Origin of the sequence: Thalassospira lucentensis (genome assembly GCF_011806425.1) — a bacterium.
In the GTDB taxonomy this organism is placed as follows: Bacteria; Pseudomonadota; Alphaproteobacteria; order Rhodospirillales; family Thalassospiraceae; genus Thalassospira; species Thalassospira lucentensis_B.
In genome coordinates this window covers 19,897-42,135 of sequence record NZ_JAATOV010000008.1, presented here as the reverse complement: position 1 = coordinate 42,135, position 22,239 = coordinate 19,897, and the positions used below count along the sequence as shown (strand labels likewise).

Annotated in this window: 25 protein-coding genes; 13 read left to right on the top strand and 12 right to left on the bottom strand. The window is 50.5% G+C overall.

The annotated features are described in order from the left end of the window. Positions 1-19: 19 nt before the first annotated feature. Positions 20-982: a GlxA family transcriptional regulator gene (locus HCZ99_RS19595; protein WP_303047873.1), complete on the top strand. Its 963-nt coding sequence runs from the start codon at positions 20-22 to the stop codon at positions 980-982. A 31-nt stretch (positions 983-1,013) separates the two neighbouring features. On the opposite strand, the gene HCZ99_RS19590 is transcribed toward HCZ99_RS19595, so the two are convergent. Next, positions 1,014-1,946: an L-lactate dehydrogenase gene (locus tag HCZ99_RS19590; protein ID WP_167448725.1), complete on the bottom strand. Its 933-nt coding sequence runs from the start codon at positions 1,944-1,946 to the stop codon at positions 1,014-1,016. A 460-nt stretch (positions 1,947-2,406) separates the two neighbouring features. Between HCZ99_RS19590 and HCZ99_RS19585 the strand changes: the two genes are divergently transcribed. From HCZ99_RS19585 to HCZ99_RS19575, 3 genes are all read left to right on the top strand, one after another. Continuing rightward, a complete protein-coding gene (locus tag HCZ99_RS19585) occupies positions 2,407-2,898 on the top strand; it encodes a hypothetical protein (RefSeq protein WP_167448724.1) in 492 nt (163 codons plus the stop codon). A 526-nt stretch (positions 2,899-3,424) separates the two neighbouring features. Further along, positions 3,425-4,357: a helix-turn-helix transcriptional regulator gene (locus HCZ99_RS19580; RefSeq protein WP_167448723.1), complete on the top strand. Its 933-nt coding sequence runs from the start codon at positions 3,425-3,427 to the stop codon at positions 4,355-4,357. 411 nt (positions 4,358-4,768) lie between these two features. Continuing rightward, the gene (locus HCZ99_RS19575; protein WP_167448722.1) at positions 4,769-5,347 is read left to right on the top strand and encodes an RNA polymerase sigma factor; all 579 of its coding nucleotides are present in this window, start codon (positions 4,769-4,771) and stop codon (positions 5,345-5,347) included. A 72-nt stretch (positions 5,348-5,419) separates the two neighbouring features. Here the strand turns inward: HCZ99_RS19575 and HCZ99_RS19570 are convergent, their stop codons facing one another. The 6 genes from HCZ99_RS19570 to HCZ99_RS19545 all read right to left on the bottom strand — a co-directional run bounded on the left by HCZ99_RS19570 (position 5,420) and on the right by HCZ99_RS19545 (position 11,125). Further along, positions 5,420-5,755, bottom strand: coding sequence for an STAS domain-containing protein (locus HCZ99_RS19570; RefSeq protein WP_167448721.1), 336 nt, complete (start codon positions 5,753-5,755; stop codon positions 5,420-5,422). Between the two features lie 71 nt (positions 5,756-5,826). Continuing rightward, complete coding sequence (locus HCZ99_RS19565; protein WP_217701533.1) at positions 5,827-8,214, bottom strand: hypothetical protein; 2,388 nt, start codon at positions 8,212-8,214, stop codon at positions 5,827-5,829. Positions 8,215-8,261: 47 nt separating this feature from the next. Continuing rightward, complete coding sequence (locus HCZ99_RS19560) at positions 8,262-9,089, bottom strand: hypothetical protein (protein ID WP_167448719.1); 828 nt, start codon at positions 9,087-9,089, stop codon at positions 8,262-8,264. A 45-nt stretch (positions 9,090-9,134) separates the two neighbouring features. After that, positions 9,135-9,359, bottom strand: a complete 225-nt coding sequence (locus HCZ99_RS19555; RefSeq protein ID WP_167448718.1) for an EscF/YscF/HrpA family type III secretion system needle major subunit — start codon at positions 9,357-9,359, stop codon at positions 9,135-9,137. Between the two features lie 87 nt (positions 9,360-9,446). Continuing rightward, positions 9,447-9,683, bottom strand: coding sequence for an EscE/YscE/SsaE family type III secretion system needle protein co-chaperone (locus HCZ99_RS19550; RefSeq protein ID WP_167448717.1), 237 nt, complete (start codon positions 9,681-9,683; stop codon positions 9,447-9,449). Further along, positions 9,680-11,125, bottom strand: coding sequence for an AIR synthase related protein (locus HCZ99_RS19545; RefSeq protein WP_167448716.1), 1,446 nt, complete (start codon positions 11,123-11,125; stop codon positions 9,680-9,682). Before HCZ99_RS19545 ends, HCZ99_RS19550 begins: the two co-directional genes overlap by 4 nt. Before the next feature lie 186 nt (positions 11,126-11,311). On the opposite strand from HCZ99_RS19545, the gene HCZ99_RS19540 reads away from it, so the two are divergent. The 5 genes from HCZ99_RS19540 to HCZ99_RS19520 all read left to right on the top strand — a co-directional run bounded on the left by HCZ99_RS19540 (position 11,312) and on the right by HCZ99_RS19520 (position 15,280). Continuing rightward, positions 11,312-11,791 (top strand): CesT family type III secretion system chaperone, encoded by a 480-nt coding sequence (locus HCZ99_RS19540; protein WP_167448715.1) that lies wholly within the window; start codon positions 11,312-11,314, stop codon positions 11,789-11,791. A 96-nt stretch (positions 11,792-11,887) separates the two neighbouring features. Further along, entirely contained in the window at positions 11,888-13,537 is a 1,650-nt protein-coding gene (sctC, locus tag HCZ99_RS19535; protein ID WP_254869784.1) for a type III secretion system outer membrane ring subunit SctC, read from the top strand. Positions 13,538-13,539: 2 nt separating this feature from the next. Next, on the top strand, positions 13,540-14,001 hold the full coding sequence (locus HCZ99_RS19530) for a type III secretion system chaperone (RefSeq protein WP_167448713.1): 462 nt from the start codon (positions 13,540-13,542) through the stop codon (positions 13,999-14,001). Between the two features lie 61 nt (positions 14,002-14,062). Next, a complete protein-coding gene (locus HCZ99_RS19525) occupies positions 14,063-14,644 on the top strand; it encodes a hypothetical protein (RefSeq protein ID WP_167448712.1) in 582 nt (193 codons plus the stop codon). Between the two features lie 12 nt (positions 14,645-14,656). Continuing rightward, positions 14,657-15,280, top strand: coding sequence for a hypothetical protein (locus tag HCZ99_RS19520; protein WP_167448711.1), 624 nt, complete (start codon positions 14,657-14,659; stop codon positions 15,278-15,280). A 142-nt stretch (positions 15,281-15,422) separates the two neighbouring features. On the opposite strand, the gene sctV is transcribed toward HCZ99_RS19520, so the two are convergent. Genes sctV through sctW form a run of 5 tightly spaced genes read right to left on the bottom strand, consistent with a single transcriptional unit; the run spans position 15,423 to position 19,960 of the window. Beyond that, positions 15,423-17,528, bottom strand: coding sequence for a type III secretion system export apparatus subunit SctV (gene sctV, locus HCZ99_RS19515; RefSeq protein ID WP_167448710.1), 2,106 nt, complete (start codon positions 17,526-17,528; stop codon positions 15,423-15,425). A 20-nt stretch (positions 17,529-17,548) separates the two neighbouring features. Beyond that, positions 17,549-18,022, bottom strand: coding sequence for a hypothetical protein (locus HCZ99_RS19510; protein ID WP_167448709.1), 474 nt, complete (start codon positions 18,020-18,022; stop codon positions 17,549-17,551). A 12-nt stretch (positions 18,023-18,034) separates the two neighbouring features. Next, positions 18,035-18,427: a hypothetical protein gene (locus HCZ99_RS19505; RefSeq protein ID WP_167448708.1), complete on the bottom strand. Its 393-nt coding sequence runs from the start codon at positions 18,425-18,427 to the stop codon at positions 18,035-18,037. Positions 18,428-18,470: 43 nt separating this feature from the next. Continuing rightward, entirely contained in the window at positions 18,471-18,857 is a 387-nt protein-coding gene (locus tag HCZ99_RS19500; RefSeq protein ID WP_167448707.1) for a hypothetical protein, read from the bottom strand. After that, the gene (sctW, locus tag HCZ99_RS19495; RefSeq protein WP_167448706.1) at positions 18,854-19,960 is read right to left on the bottom strand and encodes a type III secretion system gatekeeper subunit SctW; all 1,107 of its coding nucleotides are present in this window, start codon (positions 19,958-19,960) and stop codon (positions 18,854-18,856) included. Before sctW ends, HCZ99_RS19500 begins: the two co-directional genes overlap by 4 nt. 224 nt (positions 19,961-20,184) lie before the next feature. Here sctW and HCZ99_RS19490 point away from each other — a divergent pair, with 224 nt between their 5' ends. The 4 genes from HCZ99_RS19490 to HCZ99_RS19475 all read left to right on the top strand — a co-directional run bounded on the left by HCZ99_RS19490 (position 20,185) and on the right by HCZ99_RS19475 (position 22,216). Next, complete coding sequence (locus tag HCZ99_RS19490; RefSeq protein WP_167448705.1) at positions 20,185-20,484, top strand: hypothetical protein; 300 nt, start codon at positions 20,185-20,187, stop codon at positions 20,482-20,484. 80 nt (positions 20,485-20,564) lie between these two features. Beyond that, positions 20,565-21,068 (top strand): hypothetical protein, encoded by a 504-nt coding sequence (locus HCZ99_RS19485; RefSeq protein WP_167448704.1) that lies wholly within the window; start codon positions 20,565-20,567, stop codon positions 21,066-21,068. A gap of 29 nt (positions 21,069-21,097) precedes the next feature. Beyond that, positions 21,098-21,712 carry a hypothetical protein gene (locus HCZ99_RS19480; protein WP_167448703.1) on the top strand — a complete coding sequence of 205 codons (615 nt, stop codon included), beginning with the start codon at positions 21,098-21,100 and terminating at the stop codon, positions 21,710-21,712. Between the two features lie 21 nt (positions 21,713-21,733). Beyond that, positions 21,734-22,216: a SycD/LcrH family type III secretion system chaperone gene (locus HCZ99_RS19475; RefSeq protein ID WP_167448702.1), complete on the top strand. Its 483-nt coding sequence runs from the start codon at positions 21,734-21,736 to the stop codon at positions 22,214-22,216. Positions 22,217-22,239: the final 23 nt, after the last annotated feature.

Here is a 22,239-nt window from a genome sequence, read left to right as displayed (position 1 = left end):
GCCGCTTATTTTGCTATTCATGCCAAATGATCCGCAAAGATTTGTTTTTGTCCTGTTTGACGGTTTTTCCAATATGGTCCTGGCCAGCGCCCTTGAACCGCTTCGCGCGGCGAAGGGATTGCCGAATGGGCCGGGTATCAACTGGGATATCTGTACGATTGACGGTGCGCCTGTTATCAGCTCCAGCGGCCTGATCATCACGCCGCAGAGCGCGCTGCCAAAGATATCAAACGCATCGAATGTAGATTATCTTGTGATCGTATCGGGCTATGGCATGCGCGACCATGCCACGGCAAAAGTGCGCGCGCGTCTTCAAAATGCTGCGCAGCATGCGCGCAACATTATCGGCCTTGATACCGCGGCTTGGATACTTGGCCGCTGCGACATGCTACGCGGCAGGGCCGCAACCATTCACTGGCAGGAACTTGATCAATTCGCCGAGCATTTTCCTGATATCGCGGTATCTCACGATCGTTTTGTTCAGGATGGGAAACTAATCACCTCTGGTGGGGCATCCACAGTGATGGAACTGATGCTTCATATTCTGGCACAGCAATTTGGGCCCGCAGTCGCCTTTGATGTCAGCAACCTATTTGTCTATGACGCGGAAAACCAATATCACCTGACCCGGGGGGCGGACCGCCTACATGGTTCAGGTGGTGATGACTTGCGCCGTGCGGTTGGCGCGATGATGTCATCCATCGAAACGCCCGTCCCGCTTGCCGATATCGCAAAAAAAGCCGGATGCTCGCTGCGTACCCTTGATCGGATATTTCAGAACAATTTGCACATGTCCCCGGGCAAATATTATCAAATGCTGCGGCTCGGGCGCGCCCGCGACCTTGCACGGGCAACCGACCTGCCGCTGAGTACAATTGCCCTTCAAACCGGCTTTACCAGCAGCGCGACACTTAGCCGCGCCTTTTCGAAAACCTTTAACACCACCATCCGCGCCATCCGCGCCATCCGCAAGATTCAATAACACGGCGTCGGCCCGCGATGACCTGCACCAATCAAAGGCTGATGGTTTCAACGCTCTCTTTAAGGATCGTGGCACTCTGATGCAAACCGTCACGTTCACTTGCGTTTATATCCGGCATCAAGTCCGCAACGATCCCATTTGCACCAATCACACGCGGGATCGATAACGCCACGTCTTTCACGCCAGTGACATCGGGCGTCACAGACGATACCGTCAAAACGTCCTGCTGGTCATGGGCAATGGCCTTAACAATCCGCGCCAAACCGGCACCAATGCCATAATAGGTCGCACCTTTGCCCTTAATGATCTTATAGGCCGCGTTGCGCACACCATCATCAATCGTTTCGCGCACATCCTGCGTTATCGCCGATCCCAGCTGTGCGGCGACCTCGGTTAAAGACAGCGATCCAACCTTGGCATTCGACCAGGCCAAAACTTCGCTATCACCATGCTCCCCCAACACATAGGCGTGCACAGACTGCGGCGAAACACCAAGATGCCGACCAAGCAGGTTCCGAAAACGCGCTGTATCAAGGATCGTGCCCGATCCGATAACACGACTGCTCGGCAGACCGGAAATACGCTGGGTAATCTGGGTCATGATATCGACCGGATTGGACGCAATCAGTAAAATTGCATCGGGTGCGACCTGCAAAACCTTGCCAACCACATCACGAAATACCGCCGCATTACGCTCCAACAGGGCCAACCGCGTTTCGCCGGGCTTCTGACTAACGCCGGCGGCAATAATCACCACGCCGGCCCCAGCCAGCCCGTCATAGTCTGCCGCTTCGACATGGGTCGATGATAAAAACGGCACCGCATGGGCGATGTCTTCTGCCTGCGCGACGGCAAGGTCGTAATCACGATCCACCAACACGACCGAGCTCGCCAATCCCATGACGGCAAGCGCATAACCAGCCGAACTCCCAACCATTCCCGCACCGACAATTCCAACTTTCATTGCATCCGTCCCTGATTTCTTCTGCGTGATCAAAAGGATAATGCCATTGATGTCGTAAGTGGTCAAAAGAAGGGCGGAGGAAACCCAACCTCTCCCACTCAAATTTATCCGGTCTTTATTGCTTATACGAACTGCCCCACATAAACCGCCTGCGTCAAATTACGTGGTCTTTTCACTTAACGGCACGTGGTCTGGAACCGTCGCAGCATTCAAATATTACCAGCGGGCCGCCCGTATTTTTTCGGAACTAAACCGCTTAAAACGTCACTTAAGTTTATGGAAACATCAATACGTCGGAGAGTTTTCGACCTTGATGCATGATTAAGGACACCCATGCATCAAGTCACTTTCAGCAGTGCCCCACTGTTTACCGAACTTGATAAAAACAGGATTCAACTATTGATCGCGTCGGCTCATAACTGAGCGTTAAAAACGCTACGAGGATCAGAGGAGAGAAAAAATGGTAGGCTCTATTAACGGCTCAAACTCGAGCAGTAATCTGCTGCAGGTGATGAACGAACCGGCTCACAATACCGGCGACCAAAATGACGGTATCATCGCGCGCGGTGTCGGCATTATGAAAAGAGCCTTTTTACACCTCACGGGCCAAGCTGGAGCCGCGCATACGCAGCAGCTCACAAACCTCAAGGCGCAGGTTCAACAGGAAATGGGCGAAGCCGGTCTTGCGGCGCTAAACAACAAAATATCGACAAGTAACTTGGACAGCGCGAAGTCCACAAAACTGTTCTCCACCAAAGAACTGAACTCCCTGCGCGATGACGTTAGAACAGCGGTCCGCGGTGGCTTCGATGGAGATGATTTTGCCGCGCTCGAAGAACAAGAAGCCCCACAAATGCGCTTTAGTGAATCTTTGAGTGATGACGCAAGAATGGAACTACGCCGGGGCTTCGATGCAGAGGATTTTGCAGCTCTCAATGACAAAGGCGATTAGAATGCAATTATAAAAAACGCTTTTCGATGTTGTCAGACGGCGCTATTGAAGCTTAAAGCGTTTTTATAGCGGTCCTGTTTAACGCGGCGAAATCGCACAGTTATGATGCGCGCAATGCGGCCATTGTCCAAGACCCAAGAAACGTCATTGAAGAAATATGTACGGGGAAAATGGCGGATAAGGGATAGTTATCCCTTGATCAGGACGGACATTGATCAGTGTAAATTGCACCTGCGCAGCCAACCGCTCCAAAGCAGAGTTCTCTCCAGCTAAAAGAGACAAATCATTAGCAACACAGACAACCATTATATCAATTGCAGATGAGAGCAAAACATCCACATATAATTATAGTATAATATTTAACACTGTTATTATTTTATTTAAATTATCTTCTTCAAACAATCATATTATCAATTATGCATGTCGCTTGGATTATTAGATATTCAAAATATCAAATTGCACGAACTTAAGTGCATTAAATGATCTACCACCCCATAAACGAAAAATTTAAACGCTCAGGTATGTTATGAAACATCATACGAGTATTGGCCATGACGGTGAAGGCTCAATCTTTAGCGTTTCGGGGACGCGCGGCTGCGTCGGCCGTTCAGTATTTAAAAATGAACTCACGCTTTATAGGGCGGAACTTAGAGCGCTCGAAGACTGCGAAATTGCGGCTCGACCTCCACATGTAGAACCAAGTGTAATCTTAAGTAAATATTTGGTGGGCGAGTCCGTTCTAACCGTCCCAACTCAGCAGTCTATTCCTCAAAGCCCGCATGTAACTTTTATCAGGCGCGTTGATAAAATCGAGACCACCTACAGCATCGAAAAGGGGCAAACGATCCGCTACGCTTCGGTGATGATACCAGCACGTGTCTTGTCTCAACAAATTGGCCCCAACGTTCCGCCTGTGCTATCTCCGTTCGTATCGGAACAGGACGATATTTGCCACGTGAGTACGGTGGCATCTAACAGGAAAATTCATGGACTTGCCAACAAGCTTTTCATGACAAATAGCACCGATATCACCCAAAACCTTATTGCTAACGGCTTGGCATCTCTTTTCATTGCCGAGATAATTTCAGCACTTTGCGGGCAATGCCATACCAAACCTGACTCTGTACTTGATTGGGAAACTCATGTGTTTTCGGACTTGAAAGCATATATTGATGCAAATCTTGGAAACCCACTGTCACGGGCATTGTTAGCTGCAAAATTTAGCATTTCCGAAAGCAACTTGAACCGGATGTTCGTCAAACGTACCGGCCAGACTTATAGCGATTATGTCCGTGAAAAAAGGCTAGAAGCAGCCCATTCTGCGCTTCAAAATACAACAATGACAATCAGTCAGATCGCACAAAGTGTCGGCTATAATCACCTTAGCAATTTCAGCCGTGCTTATAGCCAAAGATATGGTGAAGTACCTTCACGCATCGCCTTAAGGTCGCGCATCTGAGACAACCGCAAGCAGACATCGCTGGCAAGCGTGTTTATGTCGTCGAATATCTGTCAGTCTTGCCCGATACGCAGCACGCAAACGCAGTTCACAGCGTCAGAAAGCCTCCCTCGGGTGAATATTGAATCCAAATATTTAGAATAAGAAAAGTGCCAAAGCTAATTCTATAAACCTATAGGCTATCCATCCAATATTATTAATAACTAATAATTGTAATCATATTTTTCTGAAGCAAAAATGATAAACCTTTCAAAAATGATAAATAATATACATTCACCAATACGTACATCTGGTGGTAGCGTTCACAAATTCAAAACAAGCAAGAACAGCCTTTGCGGAAATAGCAATGGCGTGGTTGGGGTTGTTCTGCCCCTCGTTTAGAAGCATGTGGATTTAAGCAGCGGTGCTGAAATGACGGTCGAGCAACGAGCAGGACTCGCAGAACAAACACGACAGCATGACACTGTGGAAGTTTCTGATGACACGTATGTTTCGTGCGTTAAGGACTGCCAGGCCAGCTTGTACCACTTTGTTCTAAAGCATATTGGCAACCCAACCGATGCGCAGGATATTACGCAGCAGGCGTTGACAGAAGCTTATAGGTCACTTGCGAAATTCAAGGGTGAATCCGAACTGGCAACGTGGCTTTTTGGAATTGCGATGAACATTGTTCGTAATTTCATTCAGCGCAGTCCGCACAAAAAATACAATTTTGTTAGCGATGACGTGCTGTCCTATCATGCCCAAGAAGCCGTTGGTCAGGATGAGAAGATTGCATTTGAAAAGGTCATGCGCGACCTTGATGCTGAATTGCAATGTATTCCTGATGATCTACGTAAGATGCTGTTATTGGTTGCCGTTGACGGCCTGACCTATGAAGAAGTTGCAACCATGTTGTCGGTTCCAATTGGAACCGTAAGGTCGCGTTTGTCTCGCGTCAGAAAGTCGCTCAAAGAAAAAATGCCCGAAATCGATGAGCTTCTTGCTTAGCAACGTAACCAAGATCCCCATTATCATTTGAAGTTCCTGCACCGTCAGACTTTCGATTTTGAAGCACTAAAATTACGCAAGTGCGGCCTTTGCTTCAGTCTCTGTATCGAAAACTTGAAGTATTTTCAAAAAGCCTGTCATTTCGAACACTTCACGCACCGACGGCGACATGCCGCAAATCGCCATAGCTCCACCGGCTTTATGCAAGCTCTTGGCGGCAATCAGCACCACGCGTAGCCCGGCGCTCGAAATATATGCCAAATCAGACATATCAACCAAAAGCTTGGTGGCGCCCAGATCAAGTACTCTTTTTACGTTGCTTTCCGCCTCACCCGCAGATGAGCTGTCCAGGCGCCCGGTCATGACAATGATTTGAATGTCACCGTCGGACTTGTTTTCAACAGCCATTTTTTACTCCTTTTTCCAGCGTCCCAAAGGCAACAACCCCGGACGCCCTATCGATTTTTATAAACGAATGGCTACGGACATGCTTCTTCCGCCATTTGCATTTTAAGTTTTTCATTGGCCAAATTCATCGCCAATGACCGGTTCGCGCCAAAGACTGCGCACATGCCGAGATGCTCATCGCCGTTAGATCGCGCCATGACATCCCCCATAGGAACAGCATCTTTCCAACGCAGCACAACCGGGGAATTGGCAAGCTCACCTTGCCGATCAAGTTGCGCAATTACAGACAACAAAGGCTTTGCTGCAAGGGCGAGTTTATCAATCCCACGCGCTGCATTGGCCATGTCTTCAGACGCAACCGATTGCTGTGGGCCATCATCTAACGCAGTCGAGTGGGGCAGCTCAATGCTCCGCATTAAATTCTGCCCTTTTTGGTCAACATGCTCGAGCTCGTGCATTACCGTAACAATCAGCGCCCACTGATAATCTTCGGCAATATCTGCTGAATATGAACGTGTCATATCGCGCAATCTCATCGCGCTTGAAAAATAGTGCCTGTAGTCGTCCGGCTTAATTTGCCGTGGCACCATGTCCGAACCAAACAGATGATCCGTGATTGCGGCATATGCGGCATTTTCAAGAACACCCGATAGCGAGTGTTCGCTGATTTCTAGCTGTGAACGCACAGCCTTAAAATATTTTGCAAGTTCTAACGCATCATCAAGGCCATCAAGACCAGGCAAACCTGAGCTCGTCGGTGTCACGACATTCATGCCAATGTGCGCCAAAATGTCGCGCCCCAACCGGTCTTCGTTCAACGATATCAATGGCGCAACGGCACGACGACCATCTCCATAATCGCCCGCCAATCCAAAACCGTCCGAGCCCCTAGCCCAAGTAGATGAAAGATCAACCTGATTGAGTGCCGCTTCAAGCTCAAGGCTAGCCTTAAGGCGCAAACCATACAGCCAATTTTGGCCAATGAGCGGCGTACCATCTAACATTGCAAAAAGTTCATCAGGCTTTTTAGCATCTTCGGACAGCATACTCAGTTGCCTGCGGCTATCTTCAACTGTCGCATAGGCTGTAATTAAATCACGGATATTTTCATGCGTAACGTCATCGGGACTTGTCGAAATCTGCAGACCCAAATTATTAAACAACTGCCCTGCTGAAACAATTTCTGGCCCCCGGCCAATCCCCCAATGATAACCAACCACAGTTTCGAGCAAAGTGCGAATACGTACGACAAACTCGTTCTGCCATTCAGGTGGACTGATCGGCCTTTTGCCCACGATCTCCGAAAGAAGGGGAGAAACGCTCGAAAGTAGTGAATGGTCAATTACTCCGTTCTCCGCCAGTAAGGACCACCAACTGCGGTTCGGCTCAACTTCACCATCATCAGAAAAAGCCGCAGGTTTATCGCGCAGCACCGGACCGGCAGAAAAGAGGCTTACATCCGCCAGTAATTTCACAGCACGCGCGACCACCACGTCCGATGTTGCTGTCAGGGCACCTTTCTCGACCCTTTCCAACCGTAATTCAAGCGCATCGCGTGCAGGCGTCAACAAAACCCGATCTGTCAAATTGCTAATCCGGGCGTTCAGATCTTCAAATGGAGTACCTGGAACAACTGAAATCAAATCACTTCCCGGTGTCGCAGCCAAGCTCGCCACCAACGACCATAGATGATCAATGTCATCGGCCCGGGCAGGACGGGATGTTTCGCCGCGCAAAGCTGCCCCATGCTTCCACGCCAAAACGCCGCCGCAGGCCAATGCAAGGAATGCAGATGCCACAACCAGATGGCGGGTTTTAAAACCACTATCACGCGGAACGTGGCGATACGGCCCTGCAAAATGTTCAAGTTCCTGATGAAGTCGCACCAAACGTCCAGGCGCGACAGCACCAAGAGCAACATCGCCAGTCATGAAAACACCAGACGCCTGCCAAGCAGGCTTAGCCGTTTCAAGCAGAAACTCCAGCCCTCGAAAGACAGATTGGCACCCTACAATTACGTCGCGGGGTGGCGCGTCATCCTGATTGGATATGTTATCGGGTCCACAAAGATATAGCGATGAAGACTCGGATACTCCGGCCTTATGATTGCTGGTTAATGCAAGCGCCTTAATCCCGCTGGTAACACTCGATCCCAGCCAGCCAATGACATTTGTTCCGGATGGCAAAACGCCACCGCCGCGCAGGCAATCTGCGACTTCGCGGTCACCACGCCCACATAGCAGCAGAATAATTGGGCGCCCAATGGCCTCAAAGGAGGCTGCCAGTTTATGAACACGTGCCCCAAGCTGGGAAATATAATCTGCAGCGCGCAAACCATCGGTCGGAAGTACAATCACAAGACCGCGGTACTTTCTCGCCTTTTTGGTGGTTCCGGCGCGTCGCAGGATCTGATCGGCAACAAACCAACTCGGCGCACCACGATCTTCCAGATCACGCATGATCTGACGGCGACTGACACCTGGGCAGAAATGAAAGAACCACTTGCTCACGCGCTGATCCCTGTCGCAAAGAAGGACTGTCCCGCAGACGCAAGGATAAGCTGCCCCTGATACATCCAGCCCAACACAAAACCGATCAGGACGAAAACGCTGATCGTGGCTACGAGCAGCAAAGACCGCGAAAGGAATTTCGATATAAATGACCGCATTTCAGGCTTACGCGGCAAGGTATCAAGGGCCTCTAAGCGCGCGCTAGGAAGGGTCACAAAGCCATTGAATTCACGGATGTAGGTCGGGAAACACGCCGATAGCATTGCCCGGCACGTAGCATCTGGCGCGACAAGTGCCTTGTCGGAAGGAATATCTCCCGCACGCACTCCGAGGTCACCGTATATCTGCTGAGCCAATCCATACATCTTCGCCAAATCATTGCTAAGCGGCAAGTTTCTGCACGCCAGGACTTGGTTCACTGTCGGAGGATTGGGACAAAACCGTGATGCGAGCGCCCCAAAAGACCATTTCAGATCTTTCGCTAGGGCAACACGATGCGCTTCGCCGTCAAGAACCGTCAAAGCAAGCCAGATCGCGCAGTTGGCCTGCTCCTGTTTAACCAGGTCTTCACGAGAGGCAAAATGTGCAAACTGTCCCCCATCATGCGACGTGACAGAGGCACGATAAAGGTACGAGCCAAAGTGATTTGCAATAACGTTGCGTAAAAGGCCCGACAACTGATCAACCGTTTTAAGGTCTTTTGTGACAGCGCTGCTGGACAGGGCGGCGTTCGCAGACATGAGCGCAGACAAGATATCTGCTTCGCCGGTCTCATCAATGCCATCGTCCGAAGGCAAAAATGCATGTCGATCGGCGGCCAGCACGACCGATTGCCGTCTTGCAGTCATTGCCTGAAACCCTTACGCAAATCAGCCCATCTTCTGCACAACGCCATGCAATGCGTCGCCAAGCGACTTGATGGTCGTAGTTTGCATTTGAACCGAAAGGGTCCATTCCTGCATTTTTTGCTGCATTTGGATCATCTGGCTGGGATCCGAAGAATCCATGTTTTGCATGAAGTTTTCGAAATCGCTCTCGGTGGCTTTCATATTCTGGCCAAGCGACTGACCCACAGAGCTAAAGTTCAACGACATAGCAATCATCCGTTCTTTAATGGGGCACATCAGTTTAATGTGCCAGTTGACCTAGAGAGTGCCCAAAAGAATGGGCCTCGACGACTATTACTTTTGTGCGGTGCCAGAGACAATGCGCACAACTTTTTGCGCGGCCTCATAGGATTCAAGCAATCGTGACAGAATACGGTACTGATCGGGCGCAACCCCCTTGTCTAGATCTCGCTTGACTTGCTGGGCAGCGGCTTCAAGCCGCGCGCAATAACTATCCGCATTCGCGGCACGGTCATCACCCGAAAGCTTTTCTTCGATATCCAGAACATGTTTTGGCGCTTGCTCGTTCATTCTGCCTCTCTGATATCAATCATGTAATCTCTGGCGGCATGGGTAATCACCAAGGCACCATCGGCAACAGACTTCAAGATATAGCCGGGGGCCACTTCCCCACCCACATGCACCTTGTTCTGTCCTGACAAAAACAGAAAACCATTTTCGCCCCCGACTGCCGCCACCAGTTCAAATGGCATGTCGTCCCCGTCCAAAACGAGCGGGCTCGCATCCCGAAATTTTAGTCCATATTCAGCAGTCCACTTTGACAGAAGACTTTCCCAAGCCCCAAGCTGCGCCCAACGCAAGCGCCCGGAGACAATAATTTCATCGCGCAAACTGCGCAAAGAAATCCGAGAAAGCCCCTGCTGCTTTAATTGGTCACCAAAAACGTCGATCAGTTCCCGAATTTCGTAAACTTTTTCCGCATCAATGGCGGCAGCATCAGTCAACTCCTCCTGCGCAAAGGCGACCAACTGCTCGCGCGCACCGGGATCAGACACAACACCTTCGACATAGACAACCCCATCCTCAACCTTATTCACCTTAGCATCACGGCGCGCGAGAATGCTGGCGGCCTTTTGCTCAAGATCGCTATCGGCAATGACATTGATCTGCGCGTCCGGCGCGACACTTAAAACGGCGTCTGAAATCATTTTAATCGTCTGAGGTGTCGGTGCGTAACCGGTGACATTTACCTCACCATTGACCAAGCTTGCCTTAACATCACTCACATCCGCAATGCCGGTCAAAAGCCCCTCAATTTCGCCGAACTGTTTTTCCGCTTCAACCACCCCGGCGCTGGGGCCTGGCATGACTGATGTTTGTTCATCATCAACGAACAGAACCGTCAACAAACCAATGATAACAGCAACAGCCACGATCGAAATCGGAATAACAAAACCTGGCTTCCATGTCCGGGTTGGCGAAGACGCCTCAGCTATTGGATGCTCCCCCGCGACGGACGCAAAGCTATCTGCATTTGCGGCATCATCGCCATCATGCGCAACAACCTGGCGTGACGAACCCGTAAGGCTATCTTTGCTGTCAGCATTCTTCGGCGCTGACGATATCACTTGATCCCCCTCAGCCGACGAGGACACTGTTTGCGACATTTTAGCGTTTGCAGCATGAGGCGACTGCGCAAATTGTGGCTCATCCCAACGCGTTTCAAGATCACCGATGCCGATGACAACGTCACTCAGCCAGAATTTTTGTGGTAAATTGATCTGATCACCGGGCGCGAGCGAACGCGCACCCTCGGCAAAAACATCGCTTGAACACGCGCCGACTGTCAGCTGCCCGGTTTCAGCATCCAGTTCAAATCGAAAATGCGCCTCTGCCACGCCCCGCCCCATAACGACGACATCTTCGTCCTCGCCTGACCCAACAACATATGAGCCGGAATATAACGTGACATGCGCCCCAGCCTGAGGCCCAAACAGAACGACAAACTGCACCTGAAATCCTACTACTATCTAAAGAATCAATAGCTTGATAGTCGCAAACAAGACGTCCCTCACCAAGGAAAAAAAATGTGGAACTCTATTGTTTGAATTGCCACTAAAGAGGTTGATAGGGTCCATCTACCCAGTGAAAACTCACAATGCACTTTAATTTGAATCGACCGAAAACCGGGAAGTTCCATGTCAGAAAAAGCGCTAGACACACTTGTTTCCGAACTTGCCCGATCTCTTCGGATTGAAGTGCCTGCCAAACGTCGTGACGGGTCGTACAAACTACGTTTTGATAATCGTCACAATGTCACACTTTCGTCTGCTCCCGGTGGCGATATCTTGATCGCTGGTCGCCTTTCCCGATTGCCAAATGATCAAACGACCCGCAACGTGATCGTGCGCGAATGTATGCAGTTTGCATTGGGCCGCGCCGGTTCAAGCAAAGCTTGCCTAAGCCTCGACAAGCAAACCAACGCTCTGTTTTTGCACCGTTTGGTCGCCCCTGATACGGCAGCGATGGTGTTCGAAGAAAATGTAAGCGATTTCGTTAACGACCTTTTCTGGTGGAAGTCCAATGTAGGTAGCCAGAAGGCTGACACATCCGCGCCAAATGCCAGCGCGACGACGACGCCAATGCAATTTTTACACCCGAATATGCTGGTCAGATAAATGCCCCTTGTCGCCTTCAACACACTACCGGGCATGCCACACACCCCTTCGTGCAAAACCACACGGTTCGCTGCCATACGGCGTCACGTGACTGCGATGCTTGTCGCGGGGATGACGGTTGCGGCCATGTTGACGGTGTCGGCACCGTCCAAAGCCCAGGATTCCACAGATCTAAGCACGGTCAATCAACCTGACTGGCCCCAAACAAGCTTTTCGGTTTATGCACGAAACGAACCGCTGCGTGACATTTTACAATCGTTTGCCGCTGCTTATGGCATTAATATCAAGATCGGTCGGAATGTTTCTGGCACAGCCAACGGGCGCCTCTTTGCAGCGACCCCCAACCAGTTTCTTGATGATCTGGCGCAGACCAACGGTCTGGTCTGGTTTTATTACGGCGGCACACTTTATGTGAACCCGCGCAGCGAAATGAGCCGAAGCCGCATTGACGTACCGCGCGGGGCTGCGCGTACAGCACGCAATGCGCTTGAGGAACTCGGTCTAATTTTCCCCCAATTTGGCGTCACGGCTTTCCCTGAAAACGACGCTGTTATCGTTGCTGGACCTCCGCCTTATGTTGGGCTTGTGCGTGAAGTGCTGACGATGCTGCCCGAAGATGCCGCATCCGCAGAAACGTCGATTTATGTGTATCGCCTCAAACATGCCTCAGCCGAGGATCGGACATTTTATTATCGTGACAAGGAAGTCACCATCCCTGGCGTTACAACCATCCTTAGGAACCTGATGCAGACCGGCAATTCCGGTGCCGCGATCAAGGTCCGTGACAACCAAGGACGCCAAGACGGTCAAAAATCGATCGACCACCTTAAGGGTGTCGGCCTGAATGGTAAAGATCGGGTTGATGTCGCAAACAATGACGACGGGTACACACAAAACAATAATAGCTCCGGCCCGTCACAAATGCGCATACAATCAGACCCAAGGTTAAACGCGGTGATTATCCGCGATACGCAGGATCGCATAAGCCAATATGAAAGCCTGCTCGCCACAATTGATATCCCGGTTGCTCTGATTGAAATCGAAGCGGCAGTGGTTGACGTCAATGTTTCCAAGCTCGAAGAACTGGGTGTGGATTGGCGCGGTCAAAGAAATAACGTTTCCGGCGGGTTTGGCAATATGGATACCGCTCAACCGAGTGACGGTGAGCTATCCATCGCGGTCGGACCTGATGCAAACCTAAATACAATTCTCACATCAGCAGGAAGCTATTTCCTGACCAAAATCAGAGCGCTTGAAAACAGTGGTGACGCCCGTATTTCATCGCGGCCATCTGTCCTGACGGTCGATAATCTTGAGGCTGTCCTTGATCTTAGCCGCACCATTTACGTTCGGGTATCGGGCGAACGGGTCGCAAATCTTTTCCCTGTCACTGCGGGGATTATGTTGCGGGTAACGCCGCGGCTGATTTCGCAAAATAATTCGCATTCTGTTCAGTTGAATGTCGATATTGAAGATGGATCGATTGATGATCAGACGACGGTTGATGAAATCCCGTCGGTCCAACGCAGCACGATAAGCACCCAAGCCGTTGTTGGACGCGATCAAAGCCTTTTGATCGGCGGGTACGTCTATGAAACCGAGGTCGATAACGAGTCTAAAGTGCCCTTGCTTGGGGATATTCCCGGCCTTGGCGTCCTGTTCCGGTCCACAGAGAAAAGCAGCGAGCGGCGTGAGCGTTTCTTCATGATCACCCCAAAAATTGTTAACCTTCCAGCAGCTTCATAGAAATGACAGAAATCATTGAAAATTTAGATGCACAGAAACTGATTGCTGATTTCGGCAAAAGCATCGGCATTGATACGCTTTCATTTGATGCGTTTGGGTGCTGCATGCTGGCGTTCGATGATGATGTGGTTGTCAATATAGCGTTTGAACGTGCCAATCAAAGACTGCTGTTCTTTGGATATGTTGGCAGCGTTGACGCTGCCATGAAGCCATATCGGACGTTGCTAAAATCAAATTTCTATTGGCGGGCAACAGGCGGTTCGACGTTATCCCTTGATCAAGATGATGGCGCGATTTGCTTAACCAAGCCCTTTGCGATTTCGGAAATGGACGCGCAAAAAATGACCCAAGAACTGGAAGTTTTCGTCGCCAATATAGAAAAATGGCGCGACTGGACAAAAGAAGGCGCCGATTTCCAAGAATTGATACCACAAGAAAAGGAACCAATTGGCTCCTTTGTGTAACAAAGTACAAAGAGATACCGCCTACCCCCTTTATTGACATAGGCTTCCGCAGCATAAATCAATGACCGGTATTAATAACAATAATACGCCAATAAAAAGCATCTCTAGCCAAGAGAGCATTGGACCCGCACGCGCAGACAAAGCGGATGCCCAAACCCCGTCCCAAGCCGGTCACATGGGCGGTTTGTCGGTTCGCGTTGTCACGCAAGCCATGCTTGGGTCGGATGACACTGTGCTCAGCCGCTGTGATTCCGTCGAGAGATCAAAGATCTCCAAATTACATCAGGAATTTTCCCAGATGAACGGTCATGTGGAATCTTCAAACGCGGCTGCCCCACTATCGGACAAAGTAATTACGCAGGTATCCCTTGAAGCCGATCCAATCATGCATAGATCATTTGTCACCACCAGTTTCTTGAATGCGGTCGGTAATGGTGATGGTTATGTCGCAGCATGCGGCTTGGCACAGGTTGATCCGCAAGCACTGAACCTTGATCAACGTGAAGAACTAGATCACCGACTACACGAACTTCTCAAACATGACTCTCATGTCCCTGCGAACGAAATCACAGACGCTGCTTTGTTGATTGCGAAATCATCAGAGATAATTCGACAGTTTGTTTCGACTGAATCAAAAGAATAAACTCGCAATCCTTTGTTTTTGAGGGCCTGGTTTACAGGAAAGAAAATGATTAATATCTCGGCGCCAATTGATGTAATTCTTAGCGCGGCACAAGAAGATAAATATGTCTTTTTCCATCCCGCGAATGGAACGCTAAAGGTCGAAGCCATTGGTGAACTTCCCGACAGTGGACGGCGCGTGCAGTGGGTTCGCAGCAACGACGCCAATCACACCCCAAACACTGCAGAGCGGGATGCCCACGACGTATTTACAAATGAAATGCAAAATGCTTTTGGCGATAAAATCAGCACCATAGCATTTAAGAACAACCCCATGAGCGTTCAGCCGAACGCGCGCGTTCTTAAATCCAGCGAGATCAAGGAAGCCGTTTTGCGCGCGAAGAAAATCCAGTCGCTTTACGAAGGGATTATGCTCCCGACGCGATTGGAATTATCCGCCGTCCGCCAAACGCCACAGTTTGTCGCCTGCTGCAAGGAACTTGGTCTAAATGCCCAGGACCTTCCAGCCGAAACCGTCGATATGTTACTTGAACAATCTCTTATGCAATATTGCGCGGATCACGGGCCGATGATCGATCACCATACAGCTTATAGTCTTTTGGCCGATGTCATCAAAAGCGTATCAAGTAATCCTTGAACTGCGCCAAAACCATCAACCTGATGTAATCTCTGAAAGGTCCATCAAGCATAGGGCTTTTCTCTCTACCTGAAAACTCGCAGCCCCACCCACCGGACACACAATCACGCGCGCCGAACTAAGACGTGACGTGAGATCCATACTAGAGGGTGACACGCCCCAATGGCTGCGTGTTTATTTCTGCGGTCAGTTCCTGATACGACAGTACAGGCAACTCATACAGATCCCCTTCAATCAGCTTTCGGACATATCTGCGAATATCCATTGATGTCAGCAGGACCGGTTTGTGCGACGAACTTGAGATGTCCGAGACGGTTTTCTTGATATTCTCAAGCAACCTGGCAGATACATCTGGTTCGAGTGCCAGGTAACTCCCCGCCGAGGTTTGACGAATCGCGTTACGGATCGTGTCTTCAACATCCGGTGTGAAAAGATAGGCCGGAAGAATATTGTTGCCCCCACTATATTTGTGACTGATATAGCGGCTTAGCGACGTTCTGATATATTCGGACAAAAGAACAGTGTCCTTTTCTTTTTGCCCCCAAATAATCAAGGCTTCAAGAATAGCACGCAGGTTCCGGATGGAAACTTCTTCGGAAACCAGTCGCTGGAAAATCTCGGCAATGCGCTGCAAAGGCAGCACGCGCTGCACTTCCTTAACCAGTTCAGAGAAATGATCTTCAACACTGGCCAGAAGATATCGTGTTTCCTGAATTCCGACAAAGTCCGCCGCATACTTCTTCAACACGAAAGCCAGATGGTAGGTCAAAATACCATCCAGCGTCAGATAGGACAGCTTGCCCCTATCGAGAACTGCCTGACTAGTCTTGTCGACCCAAAGGGTATTAACGCCTGGCAAGAAACGTTCTTCTTGCGTGTAGGTGATATTAAGCGCCTGAAGGTTTGCAGCTGGCTCGCGGACCAAAAGCTGTTCCGGACGCAAACGTCCCTGAGACACCGGAACTTCGTGCAGCAAAATCCGATAAGAATCCTTGGCCAAATTTTCATTGAACCGCAGATGAATACCCGGGAACGGGACGCCAAGATCGTAATAAAGCGCACGTCGGACTTTCATCAGTTCCTTATTGAGGCTTTCAGGACTGAGTGACTGTTTAACATTGGCCGCAACATCAAGAAGTAACGGCACCGTCAAGACCACTTCGTCACCGGTATCGTCCTCGTCACGTTCGGAATAGGGTTGCCCCGCAGGCGCCATAGATGACAACGCCTTATTATCCCCAGCGGCTTTCTTTGTATCGATGTCGCGTTGCGTCTTAAACAGTACAGCCCCAACCCCGCCAAAGATCAAAGCGAGAATGACAAATATCCCCGTAGGCATGCCCGGGATAAGACCAAATCCCATCATGATGCATGCGCCGATGATCAACGCACGCGGCTGCGCAAGAATCTGACCGCCGATGTCCTTACCGACGTTACTTGGCGTGACACCGTCTTCGTCGGTCGAAACGCGGGTAACGATAATACCGGCCGTAATCGCAATAAACAGGGCGGGGATCTGCCCAATCAGACCATCGCCGATGGTCAAGATCGAATAGATGTTGACCGCACCCCCCGCCGATAGATCGCGTTGCATCACCCCGATTGCCATCCCCCCAATCAGGTTGACGGCAACAATGATCAGGCCAGCGATCGCATCGCCCTTCACAAACTTCATGGCACCATCCATGGCGCCATAAAGTTGACTTTCCTTCTCGACCAAACTGCGGCGACGGCGTGCTTCGTTCATATCGATCACGCCAGCACGCATGTCGCCGTCAATAGACATCTGCTTGCCCGGCATCGCATCAAGCGAGAAACGCGCGCCAACTTCGGCCACACGTTCGGCACCCTTGGTGATGACCACAAACTGAACAATCGTCAGGATCAAAAAGACCACCAGACCGACAACCAGGTTGCCACCAACCACAAAGTTACCAAAGGTCTTAACAATGCTGCCGGCATCCGCCTGCAAAAGAATAAGGCGGGTGGTCGAAATCGACAGCGCCAACCGGAAAAGTGTCGTAACGAGAAGAACAGCCGGGAAAGAAGCAAATGCCAGCGGGCTTGGCAAATACATCGCCACCATCAGCAAAATGGCCGCCAACCCCATATTGGTTGCAATCAGTGCATCAACCAGCCCGGTCGGCAATGGCAGGATCATCATAAAGATGATCGCAACAAGCAAGATCGCAAGGACGATATCCGTCCGGTTGGTCGCAAGCAAAAGCAGTTTTTGAAGTCTTGCCATCAAGTGTTCTTACTCTTTTCTCAAATACCCGAAGAGCCGGATGTGTTCGATAGTTGTTCAGTACGCTCAAAGAACGCCTCGACGGCTGTTTTGGCTTCCTGCGTGTGACCAAGCGCATGATGCGCGCGCGCCATCAAGAAAAAAGCGCTCGGCGAAGGATTTTCTAATCCGCCAAGATACGTCGCCAATTTCAGACACCCTTCGAAATCCTCGCACGCCAGCCGCGCACTTGCCAGCCCCAGACCAAAACGACGGTTTTTCGGAAACTGTGCATACAGCGCTGCATACAGGGCGCGCGCGTGACGAGATTTGCCATACTGCGCATAGAAATAAGCCAGCGCGTCGACGACACGCCAGCTGTTTTCCTTGCGGTCAACGATAAAGTCCGCATCAGCGGCCTCTGCCATTATTGCCGCGTCCGTCGCATGATCCCCATTGTCCTTCGCATCGCGCTTTTTAATCTCGCCGCCCGGTTCTGCAGCTATTTGTTCCAAAACACTAATCCCCTAGCCCTTGAACAGGGCACGCACATAATTTTGCAGCATACCCTCTATTTCACGGTTTTCATTCAAAACCCGAATTGCTGCGCGGTATGCTTTTTCATTCTGACTGTCTTCCGTCCGCAGTTTTTCAAGTTCAGAAATCGCATCACCAAGCGCCTGCTTAAAGGCCCCGGGTGCGAGTAAACCACGATCGTTGATGACCGGCTTGAGTTCAGCTTCGAGTATGTCCTTGATACCAGGCTTGTTCAACACAGATGCCAAACGATCCATGCCAACATCTTCTGCAGGTGGCAAAGAGCTTGTCTGAGGCAGCTTCTTGCTGAGGTCTTCGGACTGATTGATGATGCGGTCAATTCCTTGATTAAAATTGAACCCGCCAATTCGGATATCTACCATGGTCATCTCGTCCTGCTTAGCGATTACTCAATGACTTGATCGCCTATCGGCCATCAAGGGCGTCATGTGCTGACTGGAGTATTTCAAGTGATTGTTCCAGGTTGGTCTGCGACACTTGGACCGAGGGAATGCGCGTTAAAAACACCAGCGTTTTCTCCCCGCGCAAAGCCGCCTGTACGCCGGCTGTACGGTTGTTGCGAAAATGACCAACCGACAGGGCATCAGTAAGATCAATATCATCCATATGGCTCAGCTCACGTGTCAGATAGACCAAAAGGTCATCATCTTGTTTCTCAAAACAAATTGAGCGCGTGCCATCATCAATATCAAGAACCAGCCCAAACCGACCATCAGGCATTTCCGACAAACCGAGTTCATTGATCCCGATATCCGCGCCGAACCGTTTAAGCGTGTCGTCGATCCAATTCACAGCAATTCATCCTCTTCGCGTTCGATCACGTCATCGAGCCCTTGTTGCAGCGCCATTACCACCTTCTCCTTCGCTTCCTGATCAGCAAACGCTCGGAGTGGCATTTCGCGGACCACTGTTTTGATTTCCTGAAGGAAGCCAATTTGCGCCTCGGTATCGGAAATACCCGCACTGTCGACCAGTCGGTTAAAGGCATCCTTGCTTGTCCAACTTGACGCGGCGATATCAAGCAGTCCCTGCATCACGCCGACCGCATCAATAGACTGGCAGTCAAACCGACGTTCCATGCTGTCGACCACCATGTCGCAATGATCAAGCCCCGTAACGATAACTTCTGCGGCATAAAGTTCATCAATCAGCGACTTCAAAAGAACAGGATCGCTGGACGGCCCCTGCGATCCTAGGTCATCGCCCACCGCGCGAAGTAGTTTTTCGACAACGTTGGGCAGATCATCGCGCCCGAAACGTTCACAAATATCAGAGAACGACTGCGCCAGAGTTTGTCCCTCGGCGATCAGACCACGATAGCAATCACGAAATGACTGCGTGCGCGCACTGTCACCATTGCCAAACAGGCTTGCGGTTGAGGCGATATTAAACCCGGCGCGAATATCGGGACCAAAATCATCGTCCAGCTCTTCAAGCGCGTCGTGAATGTTTTCAAGAACATCCTCAAACCCGCCTTCAGCTTCAAGCTTGTGATACGCCGAAGCCAGTGCCGCATATTGATCGGTAATATCGCCAAATTCCGACGCCGCTTCATACGGCGTCGCACCCGCGCGCAATTTCGCGACAAGCTGTTCAAGTTTACCCTGATTAAGGTTTTCACTCGCGGCTTGAAGGTACTCATTGATCTTCTCGACAGTTGGTATCTGTCGCGATGCTGCCTGCTGGACAGTGCGCTCCTGAATGTTTTTGGATTCCTCTTTTTCAGAGGCAGCAAAGGTCAGTTCCTCTGCGGCATCAGCCAGCATAGACGTTGGGTTCTGACGGACCGTAATGTTCTGCCCATGCCATGAACCGGTCTGCTGACCAACATCAGACTGGGCCGCAGAATTCCGGTTCTGAATGCTGGCCGACTGAATATTGTCAATCCCAACCATTAGACGCCAATTCCCTTCAATCATTTTCGCGCACGCACGTACTGCTTAGTAAGTGTCCATTTGCGCCAAACAGTTCCCCGCTTTTTTGACGGAAAAAATACACATCGCACGGAACTGATCGTAACGGGCTGTTACTTAATCAGCAGAAAGTTTTGCTGGGCTTTTCGAAATAGAGGTCTGGCAATGACAATACGTTTTCGAAAAGCAAACCAAGAGGACTGAAAATGTCTGTTGAACCAGAAGTACAGGCACTGGAAATCGTTAAGCAACTCGAAGAGATTTGCTCTCAGGCAGAAAGTGCGATCGCAGAAACCGATGCGCTTCTGGAAAAAAGTGGTGTCAGCCGCGAAACGATGACGAAGGCCTTCGCAAACATGCCAAGTGACGGGCGTTCCAAAGGTCAAGAAGCTGTGGCTGCCGATCTTGAAGAGATCGAGAAAGAAGTCAACGCAGCCCGGCAGAGCTTGGGGCAAGTAAATGCCAAAGCGGGTACATCAATGAAACGCATGCGCCGCATGATCTGAGACCCACGCGGGTTATCGGAACGCAGGCAAACAAACAATTATTGGCACTCCCAGTTAGTCGATTTTCGCAGGAGCTTATGATGACAACCGTGAACGGAACAAACGCCGCCGCCGGCGTTCAGGGGTTTGAGCCTGGTATGGGCATCGAAGAGATGATGATGCTTGTGCAGGCCCAACGGGCCGACAATCTCGAAAAGCAGATGGCTGACCAGATCAAGGAAATTCAGTCTCGCAACGAGCAGGTAGGTCAGCTCAACAACTTGCTAAGTTCTTTACGTGCGGATCGACCTTCGGGGGACAACCCGGATAAAAAGGCCACCTACGCTATGAGCACCGCTAGCGCTCTTGCTGATGCCGGGGTTACAGGCGCGGACAAGAAGGCGACCGAAATCGATCAAAAAACGATTGATACTTATATCAATGATATCAAGGGCAAAATTGACAGCCTGAATTCAACCGGCCAACTCGATATGATCCGCATGCAGAGCCTGATGAACAAACGCAACGAAGCCTTCGATACATTATCGAACCTGCTGCAAAAAGTTCAGAAGACGCTCGATTCAATCGTCGGCAACATGCGCTAGTTTTTGCGGATAGGAAAGGGTGCACGAAGATGATTGATGGCATTGGTGTGAATGGCGCCAGCAGCGTATCAGGCCTTGAACAGGGCCTTGGCATCGAAGAAATGATGATGCTTGTGCAGGCCCAACGGGCCGAAAATCTTGAAAGTCAGATGGCTGACCAGATCAAGGAAATTCAGTCTCGCAACCAACAGGTAAGTCAACTCAACGACCTGCTGAGCTCTTTGCGTGCGGTGCGCCCATCTGGTGACAACCCCGATAAATGGGCAGACCTTGGTGCGACAGAAAAGCAAGCCACCGAGATGGTTATGCAGCTCGCAAAAGCCGGCGTTAATATCGATATCCAGTTGCCCAAGGACGGCAGTTTAGATGAGCTGAAAGGCTATCCGAACGTTAATACCGACAGCAAGGATAAAGCCCGCTTGAGTATGCCTGGCACGGGGAAGTTCGATGCGCGTCAGAATACCATCGATACTTGGGTCAATGACATCAAGGGCAAAATTGACAGCCTGAATTCAACCGGCCAGCTCGACATGATCCGTATGCAGAGCCTGATGAACAAACGCAACGAAGCCTTCGATACGCTATCGAACCTGTTGCAGAAAGTTCAAAAGACACTCGACTCAGTCGTCGGCAACATGCGTTGATCCGCGGAAGGAAACAATATTATGACCACCGAGCAAACTGCCGAAGCATTCAACCCTGAAGTCCTCGAAACGATGACGCAGGAATTGTTCGACAACAAAAGTACCATCGCCGCCCTGCGGGGCATGGGCGAGGACGAGCTTGAAGCGATCTATACCTTGGGCTTCAACGCCTATTCGCAGGGCAAATATCACGATGCGGCACAAACATTTTCGATGCTCAGCGTCTATAACCATCTCGAGCCCAAATACCACAAGGGCTTGGGCGCATGCTGCCAGATGTTGCAAATGTTCCCCGAAGCGATCCAGTCCTATGGCGCAGCCTTAACGCTGGCCCCGTTGGATGCCGATCCGAAACTTCACATCGCGGAATGCCTGATTGCGATTGGTGAAATTGACGATGCCAAGGAAATGCTTGCCTATGTGCTTGAGGAAGTCGAAGACATTGGCGAAAGCCCGGTTCGTGATCGCGCCAATGTCCTACTTGACGCTCTAGAAGGCATCTAATCCGTCCGTTCTTGCCCTGATCT